The 15,175-nt window shown below is 72.1% G+C and carries 16 protein-coding genes; 7 read left to right on the forward strand and 9 right to left on the reverse strand.

The features are described from left to right. From AW16_RS0115835 to pknB, 4 genes are all read left to right on the forward strand, one after another. A partial coding sequence (locus tag AW16_RS0115835) for an FtsW/RodA/SpoVE family cell cycle protein (RefSeq protein WP_156044215.1) occupies positions 1-1,340 on the forward strand: 1,340 nt, incomplete at its 5' end. Continuing rightward, positions 1,337-2,788, forward strand: coding sequence for a penicillin-binding protein 2 (locus AW16_RS0115840; RefSeq protein WP_029291975.1), 1,452 nt, complete (start codon positions 1,337-1,339; stop codon positions 2,786-2,788). The genes AW16_RS0115835 and AW16_RS0115840, both read left to right, overlap by 4 nt. Then, positions 2,785-4,134 (forward strand): serine/threonine-protein kinase, encoded by a 1,350-nt coding sequence (locus AW16_RS0115845; RefSeq protein ID WP_029291977.1) that lies wholly within the window; start codon positions 2,785-2,787, stop codon positions 4,132-4,134. The genes AW16_RS0115840 and AW16_RS0115845 overlap by 4 nt, the downstream gene beginning before the upstream one ends. Beyond that, positions 4,134-6,173 (forward strand): Stk1 family PASTA domain-containing Ser/Thr kinase, encoded by a 2,040-nt coding sequence (gene pknB / locus AW16_RS0115850; protein WP_029291978.1) that lies wholly within the window; start codon positions 4,134-4,136, stop codon positions 6,171-6,173. The genes AW16_RS0115845 and pknB overlap by 1 nt, the downstream gene beginning before the upstream one ends. A gap of 83 nt (positions 6,174-6,256) precedes the next feature. On the opposite strand, the gene AW16_RS0115855 is transcribed toward pknB, so the two are convergent. Genes AW16_RS0115855 through AW16_RS0115870 form a run of 4 tightly spaced genes read right to left on the reverse strand, consistent with a single transcriptional unit; the run spans position 6,257 to position 8,664 of the window. Further along, the gene (locus tag AW16_RS0115855; RefSeq protein WP_029291980.1) at positions 6,257-6,880 is read right to left on the reverse strand and encodes an aminodeoxychorismate/anthranilate synthase component II; all 624 of its coding nucleotides are present in this window, start codon (positions 6,878-6,880) and stop codon (positions 6,257-6,259) included. After that, positions 6,880-7,038: a hypothetical protein gene (locus AW16_RS18690; RefSeq protein ID WP_034649661.1), complete on the reverse strand. Its 159-nt coding sequence runs from the start codon at positions 7,036-7,038 to the stop codon at positions 6,880-6,882. Before AW16_RS18690 ends, AW16_RS0115855 begins: the two co-directional genes overlap by 1 nt. Positions 7,039-7,048: 10 nt before the next feature. After that, positions 7,049-7,876 carry a class E sortase gene (locus AW16_RS0115865; RefSeq protein ID WP_051682016.1) on the reverse strand — a complete coding sequence of 276 codons (828 nt, stop codon included), beginning with the start codon at positions 7,874-7,876 and terminating at the stop codon, positions 7,049-7,051. Further along, complete coding sequence (locus AW16_RS0115870) at positions 7,873-8,664, reverse strand: DUF881 domain-containing protein (RefSeq protein ID WP_051682017.1); 792 nt, start codon at positions 8,662-8,664, stop codon at positions 7,873-7,875. The genes AW16_RS0115865 and AW16_RS0115870 overlap by 4 nt, the downstream gene beginning before the upstream one ends. Positions 8,665-8,863: 199 nt before the next feature. Between AW16_RS0115870 and AW16_RS0115875 the strand changes: the two genes are divergently transcribed. After that, positions 8,864-9,112, forward strand: a complete 249-nt coding sequence (locus AW16_RS0115875; protein ID WP_029291986.1) for a cell division protein CrgA — start codon at positions 8,864-8,866, stop codon at positions 9,110-9,112. Between the two features lie 163 nt (positions 9,113-9,275). Here AW16_RS0115875 and AW16_RS0115880 read toward each other — a convergent pair whose 3' ends face one another. Both AW16_RS0115880 and AW16_RS0115885 read right to left on the reverse strand, forming a co-directional pair. Further along, entirely contained in the window at positions 9,276-9,962 is a 687-nt protein-coding gene (locus AW16_RS0115880) for a rhomboid family intramembrane serine protease (RefSeq protein ID WP_369794798.1), read from the reverse strand. 176 nt (positions 9,963-10,138) lie between these two features. Further along, complete coding sequence (locus tag AW16_RS0115885) at positions 10,139-10,678, reverse strand: peptidylprolyl isomerase (protein WP_029291990.1); 540 nt, start codon at positions 10,676-10,678, stop codon at positions 10,139-10,141. 132 nt (positions 10,679-10,810) lie between these two features. Here AW16_RS0115885 and AW16_RS0115890 point away from each other — a divergent pair, with 132 nt between their 5' ends. Next, positions 10,811-11,677: a hypothetical protein gene (locus AW16_RS0115890; RefSeq protein ID WP_029291992.1), complete on the forward strand. Its 867-nt coding sequence runs from the start codon at positions 10,811-10,813 to the stop codon at positions 11,675-11,677. 108 nt (positions 11,678-11,785) lie between these two features. Here the strand turns inward: AW16_RS0115890 and AW16_RS0115895 are convergent, their stop codons facing one another. Genes AW16_RS0115895 through AW16_RS0115905 form a run of 3 tightly spaced genes read right to left on the reverse strand, consistent with a single transcriptional unit; the run spans position 11,786 to position 14,366 of the window. Then, positions 11,786-12,604, reverse strand: coding sequence for an ABC transporter permease (locus tag AW16_RS0115895; protein ID WP_029291994.1), 819 nt, complete (start codon positions 12,602-12,604; stop codon positions 11,786-11,788). Beyond that, positions 12,601-13,443, reverse strand: a complete 843-nt coding sequence (locus AW16_RS0115900) for an ABC transporter permease (protein ID WP_029291996.1) — start codon at positions 13,441-13,443, stop codon at positions 12,601-12,603. Before AW16_RS0115900 ends, AW16_RS0115895 begins: the two co-directional genes overlap by 4 nt. After that, positions 13,440-14,366: an ABC transporter ATP-binding protein gene (locus AW16_RS0115905; RefSeq protein ID WP_029291998.1), complete on the reverse strand. Its 927-nt coding sequence runs from the start codon at positions 14,364-14,366 to the stop codon at positions 13,440-13,442. The genes AW16_RS0115900 and AW16_RS0115905 overlap by 4 nt, the downstream gene beginning before the upstream one ends. A gap of 121 nt (positions 14,367-14,487) precedes the next feature. Here AW16_RS0115905 and AW16_RS0115910 point away from each other — a divergent pair, with 121 nt between their 5' ends. Continuing rightward, positions 14,488-15,144 carry a GNAT family N-acetyltransferase gene (locus AW16_RS0115910; RefSeq protein ID WP_029291999.1) on the forward strand — a complete coding sequence of 219 codons (657 nt, stop codon included), beginning with the start codon at positions 14,488-14,490 and terminating at the stop codon, positions 15,142-15,144. Positions 15,145-15,175 lie beyond the last annotated feature (31 nt).

Consider the following 15,175-nt stretch of genomic DNA (forward strand, 5'->3'; position numbering starts at 1 on the left):
TCGGCGTCGAGGGCAAGGTGCCCGCGGACGTCGTCGGCTACAGCCTGGGGCTCGTCGGCCTGGCCGTCGGGCTGCACATCGTCCTGCGGTGGCGCGCGCCGTACGCGGACCCCGTGATCCTGCCGCTCGCGGTGGCGCTCAACGGCGTGGGCCTCGCGATGATCTACCGCATCGACCTCGGCTACGAGGCGCGCGGCGCGGAGCACGGCTTCGCGGCCAAGCAGCTGGCGTGGACGACGATCGCCGTGATCCTGGCCGCGCTCGTGCTGGTCCTGCTGCGCGACCACCGCACGCTCCGCCGCTACACGTACACCGCGATGGTCGCCTCGCTCGTGCTGATCGCGCTGCCGCTGGTCCCGCACATCGGGCAGCAGATCAACGGCGCACGGATCTGGGTGCGCTTCGGCTCCGTCGGCATGCAGCCCGCCGAGTTCGCCAAGATCACGCTCGCGATCTTCTTCGCCGGGTACCTGGTGACCAACCGGGACACGCTCGCGCTCGCCGGCCCCAAGGTGCTGGGCCTGCAGCTGCCGCGCGCACGCGACCTCGGCCCGATCCTCATCGTGTGGGCCGCCTCGCTCGCCGTCCTGGTGCTCGAGCGGGACCTCGGCACGTCGCTGCTGCTGTTCGGCATGTTCGTCGCGATGCTCTACCTCGCGACCGAGCGGCTGAGCTGGGTGGTCATCGGCATGGTGCTGTTCGTCGGCGGGGCGCTCGCCGCGGCGCGGGCGTTCGCGCACGTCGGGGCCCGGTTCGACGCGTGGCTGAACGCGATGGACCCCGAGGTGTACCAGCGCTCGCCGGGCGGCTCGTGGCAGCTGGTGCAGGGCCTGTTCGGGATGGCGGGCGGTGGGCTGTTCGGCACCGGGCTCGGGCAGGGCCGGCCGGACATGGTCACGTACGCGCAGTCGGACTTCATCGTCGCGTCGCTCGGCGAGGAGCTGGGGCTGACCGGCCTGATGGCGCTGCTCATGCTGTTCCTGGTGCTCGCGCAGCGCGGTCTGCGCACGGCGATCGGCGTGCGCGACGGGTTCGGCAAGCTGCTCGCGGGCGGGCTCGCGTTCGTCGTGGCGTTCCAGACCTTCGTCGTCGTCGGAGGCGTCACGCGGCTCATCCCGCTCACGGGCCTGGCGACGCCGTTCCTCGCGTACGGCGGCTCGTCGCTGCTGGCCAACTGGGTGATCGTCGCGCTGCTGCTGCGGATCTCCGACGACGCGCGGCGCCCGGCCCCCGCGGGCCGCGTCGACACCCCGGCGGGCGGGCTGCCCGTGGCGGACCACGTCGCGGACCTCCCGGAGGCCGACGACAACGCGACCGAGCGGATCGAGGCGGTGCGATGAACACGCCGCTGCGCCGCCTCTCGACCGTCGTGATCGTCATGTTCGTCGCGCTGCTCGGTGCCGTCACGTGGGTCCAGTTCGTCAACGCGGACTCGCTCAACAGCGACTCTCGCAACGCGCGTGCGCTCTACCGCGAGTTCGACAACGCGCGCGGGCCGATCGTCGTCGCGGGCGACGCCGTCGCGGAGTCGACCAAGTCCAAGGACGCGTTCGGCTACCAGCGCAAGTACGCCGACGGCGAGCTGTACTCGGCCGTGACCGGGTTCTTCTCGATCGCGAACGGCCGCTCCGAGCTCGAGCAGGCCGAGAACTCGCAGCTCACGGGCCGCAGCGACCAGCTGTTCTTCAGCCGCGTGCGGGACCTGGTCACGGGCCGCAAGCCCGAGGGTGCCGCGGTCGAGACGTCGATCCTGCCCGCGGCGCAGAAGGCCGCGTTCGACGGCCTCGGCAAGCAGCAGGGTGCGGTCGTCGCGATCGAGCCGGCCACGGGCCGCATCCTCGCGCTCGTCTCGACCCCGGGCTTCGACCCCAACGACCTCGCGGTGCACAGCACGACGAAGGCCAACGACGCCTACCAGGAGCTGGTCAAGGCCGACGGCAACCCGCTGCGCAGCAACGCGACGCGCGAGGTCTACCCCCCGGGCTCGACGTTCAAGCTGATCACCGCGGCCGCCGCGCTCGAGAGCGGCAGGTTCGACGTCGACTCGAAGCTGCCCGCGCCCGTGAAGCTGACCCTCCCGCAGAGCACCGCGACGATCGGCAACTTCGGCGGCGGCGGCTGCGGCGCGGACCCGATCACGCTCGCCGAGGCGCTGCGCGTCTCGTGCAACACCGCCTTCGCGTGGCTCGGCATGCAGCTCGGCGCGGACGCGTTGCGCGAGCAGGCCGAGCGGTTCGGGTTCGACGACACCAGCCTGACGATCCCGATGGGCACCGCGACGAGCCGCTTCCCCGCGGACATGAACGAGCCGCAGACCGCGCAGGCCGCGATCGGGCAGTTCGATGTCGCCGCCACCCCGCTGCAGATGGCGATGGTCTCCGCGGCGATCGCCAACGGCGGCAAGCTCATGTCCCCGCACGTCGTCGACCGCATCCGCGCCGCCGACCTGTCGGTGGTCCAGACGACGAGCCCGCACCTGCAGTCCACCGCGGTCTCGCCGGGCACGGCCGCGAAGCTGAACGAGATGATGATCGGCGTCGTCAAGGGCGGGTCCGGCACGTCGGCGCAGATCAGCGGCGTGCAGGTCGCCGGCAAGACGGGCACCGCGCAGAACGCCGTCGGGCAGGCGCCGCACGCGTGGTTCACCGCGTTCGCGCCGGCCGACGACCCGCAGGTGGCCGTCGCGGTGCTGGTCGAGCACGGCGGCAGCGCCGGCAGCGAGGCGACGGGCGGACGCGTCGCGGCGCCGATCGCACGGGCCGTCATCGAGGCGGTGCTGGGATCGTGAGGACCTCGGTGGGCGTGGCCCTGGGCGGGCGGTACCGCCTCGTCAAGCAGATCGCCGTCGGCGGCATGGGCGAGGTGTGGGAGGGGTACGACGAGTCCCTCGCGCGCTCGGTCGCGGTGAAGGTGCTCAAGTCGGAGTTCGCGGGCGACCGCGGGTTCCTCGACCGTTTCCGCACCGAGGCGCGCAACAGCGCGTCGCTCTCGCACCCCAACATCGCGTCGCTCTTCGACTACGGCGAGCAGGACGGCTCGGGCTTCCTCGTCATGGAGCTCGTCGGCGGCGAGCCGCTGTCCGACCTGCTCGAGCGCGAGCCCGTGCTGAGCACGCGCCGGCTGCTGCCGATCCTCGCGCAGACCGCGCGCGGGCTGCACGCCGCGCACGAGGCGGGTGTGGTGCACCGCGACGTCAAGCCCGGCAACATCCTGCTGGGCCGCGGCGGGCGCGTGAAGATCACCGACTTCGGCGTCTCGCTGGCACGCGGTCAGATGGTCATGACCGCGACCGGCATGGTGATGGGCACCGCGCAGTACCTGTCCCCCGAGCAGGCCGTCGGCAAGGCCGCGACCCCGCTGTCCGACCTGTACTCGCTGGGGATCATCGCGTACGAGGCGCTCGTCGGGCACCGCCCCTTCACCGGCCCGACGGCCGTCGACATCGCCGTGGCGCACGTCAACAACCCGGTGCCCCCGCTGCCCGCGACGGTGGACCGCGACCTCGCCGACCTGGTGACGCGGCTGCTCGCGAAGGACCCGGCCAAGCGCCCGCAGTCGGGCGACGACCTCGCTCTCGAGCTGGACCGCCTGGTGCCGCGCACGCCCCCGTCGGGCGTGCCGGTCATCGTGACGACCCCCGAGCCCCGACCCGCGCCCGCCGCCCCGCAGCCGGCCACGGCCGGACCCCCGCCGTCCTACCCGCCGCGCCGCGAGCAGCGTGCGGGGGCGGGTTCGTCGGGGCGTTCAACGGGCCGTTCGGCGGGCACCCGCCCGGGTGCGACGGCGACGGACCGGCCGACGGACGCGCCGACGAGCACGACCTCCCCGCGCCGCACGACGTCCTCGAGCGCACGCGCCGGTCTGGGCGAGACCGGGCTCACGGTGCGCGGCCGCAAGCTCGGCTGGCCGCTCGTCGCGCTCGTCCTGCTGCTCATCGGACTGCTCGGCGCAGCGCTCGCCGACCGCATCTCGAAGGCCGACGGACCCGCCCACGGTGTGGAGGTGCTGGTGATGTCCCAGGTAGATCGTCGTCCAGATGGGCTCGGATACGCCCGCGGTGACGCGCGGGATGCGATGATCCCCCAGGGTGTGCGTGCCGCGGACCCGCGATCGACGGAAGTGAAGGACTCCTAGTGGTGGACGAAGGATCCCGCATCCTCGCCGGACGTTACGAGGTCGGCGAGCTCATCGGGCGTGGTGGCATGGCCGAGGTGCACATCGGCCACGACACGCGTCTGGGCCGCACGGTCGCCATCAAGATCCTGCGCTCGGACCTCGCGCGCGACCCGTCGTTCCAGAACCGGTTCCGCCGCGAGGCGCAGGCCGCGGCGGCACTCAACCACCCGGCGATCGTCGCGGTCTACGACACGGGCGAGGACGTCGTCACCGAGCCGACTGGCGCCGTGGGCCACGTGCCCTTCATCGTCATGGAGTACGTCGAGGGCCACACGGTCCGCGACATCCTGCGTGACGGCAGCGCCGTGCCGATCGAGGAGGCCGTCGAGATCACGGCGGGCGTCCTCTCGGCACTCGAGTACTCGCACCACGCGGGCATCGTGCACCGCGACATCAAGCCCGCGAACGTGATGATCACGCCGACGGGTGCGGTCAAGGTCATGGACTTCGGCATCGCCCGTGCGGTGGCGGACTCCGCGGCGACCATGACGCAGACGCAGGCCGTGATCGGCACCGCGCAGTACCTGTCCCCCGAGCAGGCTCGGGGCGAGCAGGTCGACGCCCGCTCCGACCTGTACTCGACCGGCTGCCTGCTGTTCGAGCTCCTCACGGGCCGTCCGCCGTTCACGGGCGACTCGCCCGTCTCGGTCGCGTACCAGCACGTGCGCGAGGCCGCGCCGGTGCCCAGCTCGCTCGCGTCCGACGTGCCCGACGCGCTCGACCGCATCACGCTCAAGGCGCTCGCGAAGGAGCGCGACTCGCGCTACTCGTCGGCCGCGGAGTTCCGCTCCGACCTCGAGGCCGTGCTGCGCGGCGGTGCGGTGGCGGCCCCGGCCGTCGGCGCGATCGTGCCCGTCCCGGTGCCGGCCACCGAGGCGACGCAGGTCCTCGCTCCCGCGACCACCGCGACGCAGGCCATCCCGCCCGCCACCGCCCCGTGGGGCGCGACCGGTCTCAGCGAGGTCCCGCCCGCGGAGGACGAGGACGACCGCAAGCCGTGGCTGCTGTGGGTGCTCATCGGCATCGCGGTGCTCGCGCTCGTCGGCATCGCCGCGCTGCTCATCGCCAACGCGAACAAGAACGACGGTCCGGTGACGTTCGCGATGCCGGACGTCGTCAACAAGACCGAGGACGCCGCGCGCCAGGAGCTGACGGACAAGGACCTGCAGCCCAAGCGCGTCACCGACGTGTCGAGCGACGTCCCCGAGGGCTCGGTCATCCGCACCGACCCCACCGCAGGCACACCCGTCAGCGCCGGGGACACCGTCACGATCGTCGTCTCCACCGGACCGGACTCGGTCGACGTCCCGGACGTCAGCGGCCGCACCGAGGATGCTGCCGAGACGGCGCTCACGTCGGCGAACCTCAAGGTCAACCCCGTACGCGAGGACGACGACAACCCTGACTTCCCGAAGGGCCAGGTCACCAAGACCGATCCCAAGGCGGGCGAGACCGTCACGAAGGACACGGCGGTCACGCTCTACGTGTCCACCGGGAACGTGAAGGTCCCCAGCTTCGTCGGCAAGAAGGGCGACGACGCGGTCAAGAAGCTCTCCGAGGACCTCAAGATGAACCCGGTGGTCCGCGAGGTCGAGTCCACCGAGAAGGAGCCGGGCACGGTCCTCACGCAGGACCGCGACGGGCTCCTGCCGCAGCGCACGACGATCACGCTCGAGGTCGCGGTCGCACCGCAGAACCTCACGGTGCCGTCGGACCTGCGCGGCAAGCAGTTCGACGAGGCCGTGACCGAGCTGACACAGGCCGGGTTCAAGGGGAAGTTCAACCGGATCGACGAGTTCTCCGACGACCTCCCGGCCGGGGCCGTCCTGTACACCGACCCGGCAGGTGGCGAGGTCGTCGAGGTCGACCAGCAGATCGACATCCACGTCTCGAAGGGCCCGGACCCCGCGGGCCAGCCCACGCCCCCCGACCCGGGCGACGGCAACGGCGACGGCAACGGAGACGGCACGGGCGACGGCACCGGCGACAACGGCTGACCCCGCACGCACGGGAACGGCCCGGGAACCCCGCGTGGGGTTCCCGGGCCGTTCTGCTGCGCAGGCGGTGCGACCCGCGGGTGTCAGACCCGCACGAGCGGGTGAAGCCCCACCGAGCGCTCGACCGCGTCGGCCGACCCGCACAGCTCGAGCCAGTTGGCGAGCAGCCGGTGCCCACCCTCGGTGAGCACGGACTCTGGGTGGAACTGCACGCCGTGCAGCGGCAACGTCCGGTGCTGCAGCCCCATGATGATCCCGTTGGCGCGCGCGGTGACGACGAGCTCGTCGGACACGGTCCCGTCGACGACCGCGAGCGAGTGGTACCGCGTCGCGGTGAACGGCTGCGGGAGGCCGACGAGCACGCCCACCTCGTCGTGCGAGACCTCGCTCGTCTTGCCGTGCATGAGCTCGGGCGCGTGCGTGACGGTCCCGCCGAACACCTCGCCGAGCGCCTGGTGGCCCAGGCACACGCCGAGCATGGGTGTGCCGGCGGCGGCGCAGTCGCGGATGACGTCCATGCTCGCGCCCGCCTCGGACGGCGTGCCGGGGCCGGGGGAGACGAGGATGCCGTCGTACTGCGCGCGCTCCTCGAGCGGCGGCACGGCGTCGTTGCGCACCACGACGGTCTCGGCCCCCAGCTGGTTGAGGTAGCCGACGATCGTGTAGACGAACGAGTCGTAGTTGTCGATCACGAGGATCCGGGTCATCAGTCACCCACCGTGGTGTCGTTGAACGGCATGTGCGGCGCGAGCGCCGGGTAGACCCACGTGAAGCAGGCCGCGAGGACGGCGACGACGAGCGCCAGGCTGATCAGCACCCGCACCGTCGTCGGGCCGGGCAGGTGCCGCCACAACCATCCGTACATCATCGCCTCCTCATGATGCGGCCTTGAGCAGCTCGGCGGGAGTCCCGTCCGAGACCGGCGCCCAGTAGTCGAGCTTCAGGTGCACGATGTACCGCTCCCGCGCCGAGAACATCGGGTGGCACGTCGTCATCGTCATGTACCGCTCGGTGGGGCTCGTGCCGGGCTCGTTCGGCACGGGCGCGATCACTCCCACGTCCGTCGGCGCGACGATCTGCGTCGAGACCACCTTGTACACGTACCAGGTGTCGGTGCCCGGACCGCCGTCGAGGGTCGCCGTCCGGACGACGACCGCGTCGCCCTTCTTGAGCTCCGCGATCCGGTTGAACGGCTTGGCGAACGTGGTGCGGTGCCCGGCGACGGCGAAGTTGCCGACGTCGCCCGGCATCGCCGTGCCCTCGTAGTGACCGACGCCCTTGGGGTCCAGGACCGTGGGTCGGTCGGTGCCCTCGCTGATCGGACGCTCGGGCTCGCCCTTCCACCGCGGCACGCGCATGGTCGCGAACGTGACGGCGTGCTTGGGCTCCTTCATCACGGGCGGGTCGTCGTGCCGCGGCTTGGCGACGACGGGCTTCGCGGTGCCTCCGTCGCTCGGGGTCGCGCTCGGCGCGGGCTCGCGCACCAGCTCCTGCACCACCTGCGCCTGCGCGCGGTTGCCCTGCACGTCGGTCCACCACAGCTGCCACACCAGGAACCCGAACAGCAGGACGCCCACGGTGATGAGCAGCTCCCCGACGACGCCGATCACGCCGTAGGCGATCCGCGACGCGCGCGACTGCTCGCGGCGCGGCCTGCGTCCGCGCCGGCTCGTCCGCTCCGGCGCGGCCTGGTCCTCGCTCACCCCTGGGCCTTCCTCGACGCGGTGGCCCCGGCGGACGGCAGCCCCGGAAGGATCGGCGTGCCGTCCGGCACGGTCGCCTCGGTGAGCTCGGTCGCGCCCGCGTAGGCGGGCAGCGCGAGCCGGCCGCTGCTCACCGACCAGCCGAGCCCGACCTCGGCGGCGTCGCTGCGGTACGCCTGCACGGCGACGTCGGCGTCGAGCGCGGCGCGCAGCCGGTCGGGGTCGCCGATCGCACGGACCTCGTACGGCGGGGAGAACAGCTGCCCCTGAAGGCGCAGCACGTTGCCGACGCACCGGAACGCGCTCGTCGAGATGACGCGCTGGTTCATCAGGGACATCGCCTCGGCACCGCCGGCCCACAGCGCGTTCATCACTGCCTGGATGTCCTGCTGGTGGACCACGAGCACGTCGGCGGGGATCTCGTCGCGGCGCGGCGAGTCGACGGGTGCGTCGTCGAGCCGCACCGTCAGGCCCGGACCGGTGACGGCGACGCTCCCGCTCTCCAGCACGTAGGCCGCGGACGGCGCGCCGACCTTCTCGCCCGACGACGCGGCGTCCGCGAGGCGGTCCACCTCGGCGCGCAGCGAGTCGACCTCGCCCGTGAGGCGGTCCACACGCGTCGTCTCGACGCGGGCGAGGCCCTCGATGTCCTCCGGCCGCCGCTCGCCCTGCGCGCGCGCGAACTTGGCGCTCGTCGTGAAGAGCGCAGCGGACAGCGCGAGCACCACGGCGACGGACACCGTGCCGCGCGTGACGAGGCGTCGCGCGCGGTGAGGGTGCTCGGTCACGGGGGCTCCGGGGGACGGGCTGGGACAGGCTGGGACGTGCTGACGCCGACGACGGGCACGACGGATGCGGGAACCGGCGGTTCCGCGCACTACGCTAGGTCATCGGTCGCGGGCGAAGGTGCCCACGGACCGCACGCACACGAAAGCCACACGCGGTCTCACCCGCCCGGGGAGCCGCACCGTCCGCGAGGAGCAACCGGTGCCCGAGTCGAGGTCCCGCAAGAAGGCCACGTACACGCCGCCCACCGAGAAGTCGGCCGGCCCGAAGGTCAACCCGCCGTGGTTCGTGCCCACGATGCTCGGGCTGATGATCCTGGGCCTGGTGTGGATCGTCGTGACCTACCTGTCGCGCTCCCAGTACCCCATCCCGGGTATCCACCAGTGGAACCTCGCGATCGGCGCCGTGTTCATCGTTCTCGGCTTCGGCATGACGACCCGCTGGCGGTAGTCCACAGCCCCACGCACAGACGACGAAGGCCACCCCGTCCCCCCGGACGCGGTGGCCTTCGGCATCTCGTGCACAGCGGTGCACATCTCTGTGGATAACTACACCGGTGTAGTTCCACAGGTGTGAGCAACCCTGGGGACGGCGTCACAGCGGTCAGAACCGGCTACAGGAGCCATCCTGGCGCGCCCGCCGCGGAGTACGCGGCCTGCGCGACGACGAGCAGCACGACGACCACCGCCACGGGCAGCACCCACGCGACCGCGCGCCGCCACCGCTGCGGCGCGAACGAGTACACGGCCCCCATGAGTGCCCCGACGACGAGCCCGCCCGCGTGCGCCTGCCAGGCGATGTTCGGCACGGTGAACCCGATGACCACGTTGATCGCGATGAGCCCGACGATCCCCGCGGCGTCCAGGCCGAGCCGGCGCTGGACGAAGAAGATCGCGCCGAACAGCCCGAACACCGCACCCGAGGCACCGACCACCCACGTGTCCCACCCGCCGGTCGCCGCAGCGAACACCAGCACCGCGACCTGCCCGGCGAAGGCGCTGACCAGGTACAACGCCACGAACCGCGTCCGTCCGAGCGCTTGCTCGAGGTACGGTCCGACGAACCACAGGGCGATCATGTTCGACGCCAGGTGCAGGATCGAGCCGTGCAGGAACGCCGCGGTGAGGAACCGGTACGGCTGCTCGTGCGCGAACACGGGGTGGAACGCCCACCGGTCCAGCCAGGTCGGGTCGACCATCTGCACCACGTAGCTCGCGATGCACAGCCCCATGAACGTCAGCGTCGCGACGGGCCGCCCCTGGCGCACCCGCCCGCCGAACACGGTCCGCGTGCTCGGCATCGCGTTCGCCGCGTGCGCGACGCAATCGACGCACTGCACGCCCACCGCGGCGGGCCGCTGGCAGTCGGGGCAGACGGGCCGGCCGCACCGCTGGCACCGCACGTACGACACCCGGTCGGGGTGCCGAGGGCAGGTCGGCGGTGCGGCCGGCTCGGTCGCGTTCTCGGTGGTGATCGTCAGTCCTCGATGTCGACGGACTCGAGCACGATGTCCTGCACCGGACGGTCGCCGGGGCGCACGGGGGTCGTCGCGATCGCGTCGACCACCTTGCGGCTCTCGTCGTCCGCGACCTTGCCGAAGATGGTGTGCTTGCCCGTGAGCCACTCGGTGGGCGCGACGGAGATGAAGAACTGCGAGCCGTTGGTGCCGCCGACCTTGCCGGTCACGGGGTTGAGCTGCTTGCCGGCGTTGGCCATGGCGAGCAGGTAGGGCTGGTCGAAGCGCAGCTCGGGGTGGATCTCGTCGTCGAACTGGTAGCCCGGGCCGCCGCGGCCGGTGCCCGTGGGGTCACCGCCCTGGATCATGAAGCCGTCGATCACGCGGTGGAAGACGATGCCCTGGTAGAGCGCGCCCTCGCCGGGGTTGCCCGTGCGCGGGTCCGTCCAGTCCTTGGCGCCCGTGGCGAGGCCGACGAAGTTCTCGACCGTCTGCGGGGCGTGGTTCGGGAAGAGCTCGATCCGGATGTCACCGGCCGTCGTGTGCAGGGTTGCGAACATGGCGTCCAGTCTGGCACGTAGCCCCGTGATCACCCCTCCCGTCCTCCTGCACGTGGGGCGTCACGGTGGCAGAGTGTGAGGTCACGAACCGATCACCGACCGACACTCTGACGGACACCCCTGGGAGCGGACATGCCGAAGCGGCCCCACATCGACGTCGACACCGAGAAGCTCAAGGACCAGGCTGCGGACCTTGGCGCGACGCTGAGCGACGCCGCGTCGCACGCGGCCGCCGGCGCCAAGGTCGCCGCCGCCAACGCCAAGGACGCGGCGGGCACCGCGAAGGAGTGGACGACGCCGAAGGTCGAGGCGTTCATCGACTGGCTGCTGCCGCGCGTCGAGCACCTCTACAAGGAGAGCGTCAAGGCCGCGGCGCCCAAGGTCGAGAAGGCGGCGAACGCGGCGAGCCCGGCGATCGACACGGCGCACGACAAGCTGGTCGACGACCTGCTGCCCAAGCTCGTGCAGGCGATGAACGACGCCGCCGAGCGCGCCGGTGCCGCTGCGGCGAAGGCCGCCGACGCCGCCGCCGAGAAGTCGAGCGCGGCCGCTGCGGCGGCCGCCGCAGCCGCCGCGGACCAGAAGGAGGAGCGTCACCGCACGCGCAACGTGCTGCTCCTCCTGGCGGGTCTCCTGGGCCTCGGCGCGGTCTTCGCCGCGTGGCGCCGGTCGCAGACCACCGTCGACCCGTGGGCCGAGCCGTGGGAGCCCGTCGACTCGTTCGGTGCGACCAGCAGCCGTTCGAGCGTGAGCGACGCCGCGGGTGACGCCGCCGACGCGCTGGGCGAGGCGGCCGGCTCCGCCGTCGCGAAGGGCCGCGAGGCCGCGCACAAGGCCGCGGGTGCGGTCTCGGCCGCGACCGAGGCGATCGGCGACAAGGTCGACGACCTGCAGGAGAAGGTGTCCGACGCGAAGGATGCCGCCACCGAGACCGCCAAGAAGGTCACACGCCGGGCCGCACCCAAGAAGCCGGTCGCGGACGGCGACGCGGAGTCCTGACACCTCGCGGGACCGCGACGGCGACGATCACGACGAAGGCCCCGGGCTCCGGCGCGGGGCCTTCGTCATGCCGTGCACCGGCCGGGCGCGGCGCGCCGACCGCGCGTCTCAGTCCAGGAACAGCGCGCGCAGCCGCACGGTCGTGAACGCCAGCCCCGCGACGACCATCGCGACGAAGTACCCCGCGTGCACCGCGGTCATCGAGGTGATCTGCGCGGTGGTGATCCCGCGCACCAGCTCCACCGCGTGCCACAGCGGCAGCACCTTGATCAGCCACTGGATGGGCTCGGCGTAGACGCTGAGCGGGTAGAACGTCGCGGAGAACAGGAACATCGGGAGCATGACGATGTTGATCCAGTCCATCTGCTGGAAGGTCTTCATGTAGCTCGTGATCGCCATGCCGACGCTCGCGAACCCGAACGCCACGAGCAGCACCGCCGGCACCGCGAGGAACGCGTACCAGGACAGGTTCAGCCCCAGCACCTGCATGACGGTGAGGAACCCCAGCGCGTACACGCCCCCGCGGAGCAGCGCGTAGCAGATCTCGCCGAGCGCGACGTCGAGCGGGCCCATCGACGTCGAGAGCATCGCGTCGTACAGCTTGCCGAAGTGCATCTTGAAGAACACGTTCCACGTGGAGTCGTAGACCGCGCCGTTCATGGCGGAGACGGCGAGCAGCGCGGGCGCGATGAACGCCGCGTAGCTGATCCGGTCGCCCGAGGGCAGCGTCACGTCGCCGATGTACTTGCCGAGGCCCCAGCCCATCGCCAGCAGGTAGAACACGGGCTCGAAGAAGCCGGACAGCACGACGACCCAGTTGGTGCTCTTGGTCGCGATGAGCCCGCGCAGCACGACGACGCGCGCGTTGCCCGCGTACAGCGAGCGCACGCCGCGGTCGCGGCCCAGGACGGTGTCGACAACTGTCATCCGCGCAACCTCCCGACGAACGTCCGGCGCGCCATGAGCCACCCGGCCGCGCTCATCGCGACGAGAACCGCGAGGTGGGCCCACGTGGGCCACCCGCTGCCCGACGAGCCGTACGACAACGTGCGTCCCACCTCGCTCGCGTGCCACAGCGGTGAGATCCACCCGATCCACTGCAGCCACACCGGCAGCGTCGCGAGCGGGTAGAACGTGCCCGAGAACAGGAACAGCGGCGTGAAGACGAACCGCTGCACCACGGCGAACTGCCCCTTGTCCTCGGTGATCGACGCCGAGTACGCGAGCAGGGGCAGGCCGAACGCGGTCCCGGCGAGCATCCCGACGAGCGGCATGAGGAAGCCCGCCCACGGGTGCCCGACGGCCCCGAACGCCAGGATGATCAGGTAGTACGCGAGCGTCGTGAACACCATGCGGGCCAGCACCGCCAGCACCACGCCGGAGCAGATCTGCTCGGGCGACACCGGTGAGGCGTTCATGCCGAGGAAGATCCGCCGCCACTTGAAGCCGGCCATGACGGTGTAGGTGAACTCCTCGGTCGCGACGCTCACGGCCGCGGTCGCGAGCAGCGCGGGCGCGACGAACCAGACGTAGCTGACCGACCCCGCGGGCCCGTCGGACACCTGCTGGTCGAGGTACGTCGCGAGCCCCAGCCCGATGCCCACGAGGTACACGAGCGGGCTGCCCACACCGGCCACGACGATCGTCCACGCGTACGCGCGCATCTGCCGGATCTGGTGCTCGGCGACGTACAGCGCGCCGAACCGTCGCGGGCGCTGCGCGGCGTCGATCGCCGCGAGGGACATCGGCTCCGTCGTCGTCGTCATTCGATCAGGCTCCGTCCCGTGAGCCGCAGGAAGACGTCCTCGAGGCTCGACCGGCGCACCAGGCTCGTCGTCGGCCGCAGCCCCAGGTGCGCCACGCGCTCGAGCAGCGCCTCGCCGTCCGCCGTGTACAGCAGCACGCGGTCCGGCAGCACCTCGACCCTGTCTGCCGTCCCCTCGAGCCGCGCGGCCGCGTCGGCGTTGCGGTCCGAGCCGAACCGCAGCTCGACGACCTCGCGCGACGAGTGCTCGCGGATGAGCGAGGCCGGGCTGCCCTCCGCCATGATCCGCCCGTGGTCGACGACGACGAGCCGGTCGCACAGCTGCTCGGCCTCGTCCATGTAGTGCGTGGTGAGCACCAGCGTGGTGCCGCGCTCCTTGAGCCGGAACAGCCGGTCCCACAGCACGTGGCGGGCCTGCGGGTCGAGGCCCGTCGTCGGCTCGTCGAGCATGAGGATGCGCGGCTCGTTGATGAGCGCGCGGGCGATGGTCAGCCGGCGCTTCATGCCGCCCGAGAGGTCGTCGACCTTGGAGCGCGCCTTGTCCTCGAGCTGTGCGAACTCCAGCAGCTCGTCGGCCCGCCGCGCGCACGTGCGCCGGTCGATGCCGAAGTAGCGCCCGTAGACGATGAGGTTGTCCCGCACCCGCAGCTCGGTGTCGAGGTTGTCCTCCTGCGGCACGACGCCCAGCTGCGAGCGGATCTCCGGCCCGTACCCGTCGGGGTCGAGCCCGAGCACGGTGAGGTCCCCGCCCGTGCGCGTCGACACCGCGCCGATCATCCGCATGGTCGTCGACTTGCCGGCGCCGTTGGGCCCGAGCAGGCCGAACGCCTCTCCCGGCGGGACGTCGAAGTCGATGCCGTCGACGGCGGCGAGGTCGCCGAACTTCTTGGTCAGCCCGGCGGCCGAGATCACGGGGGTGCTCACCGGCGACACCCTACGAGCCCCCACCGACATCCACGTCACGAAATGCGGCGGACGGCGCGAGCCCGGGCCGGGCCACGAATCTCGTTTGACCCGGCCCCCCGTCCGCCCGCAGGCTGCGGCGATGACCCTCGCCGACCACTGGCCGCTCGTCGACCTCGCCGTCACGAGCGGCGACCTGACTCTCCGGTACGTCGACGACGAGCTGCTCCCGCAGGTCGCGGCCCTCGCCGCACGCGGCGTGCACGCACCCGACGCCATGCCGTTCTACTTCCCGTGGACGCGTGGCTCCGCGGACGACGTCGCGCGCTCGGTGCTGACCTACCACTGGCGCACGCGCGCCGAGACGAGCCCCGACCGCTGGGCCCTCGAGCTCGCGCTGATCCGCGACGGCGAGGTGCTGGGCGTGCAGGGCATGACGGCGAGCGACTTCCCGGTGCTGCGCACGGCGGAGACCGGCTCGTGGCTGGGCCTCGAGCACCACGGCCAGGGCCTCGGCACGCGGATGCGGCTGATGATCCTGCACCTGCTGTTCGACGGCCTGGGCGCCGAGCGCGCGACGACGGGCGCGTTCGCGGACAACCCCGCGTCCCTCGGCGTCACCCGCAAGCTCGGCTACCGCGCCAACGGCGACGACCGCCTGGCCCGCGAGGGCGTCGCGACGACCAGCCTGCGCTTCGCCCTGGACCGCGCCGACTGGCAGACCCGCCCGGAGCACCACCGCCCGCCGATCGAGCTGCACGGCGTCCCAGCGACCCGCGAGCTCCTCGGCCTCCCCTGACGCGGTCCTCCCGCCCCCCCCCACCCGCCCC

The sequence above is a fragment of the Cellulomonas sp. HZM genome (genome assembly GCF_000708885.1).
Taxonomy (GTDB): domain Bacteria; phylum Actinomycetota; class Actinomycetes; order Actinomycetales; family Cellulomonadaceae; genus Cellulomonas.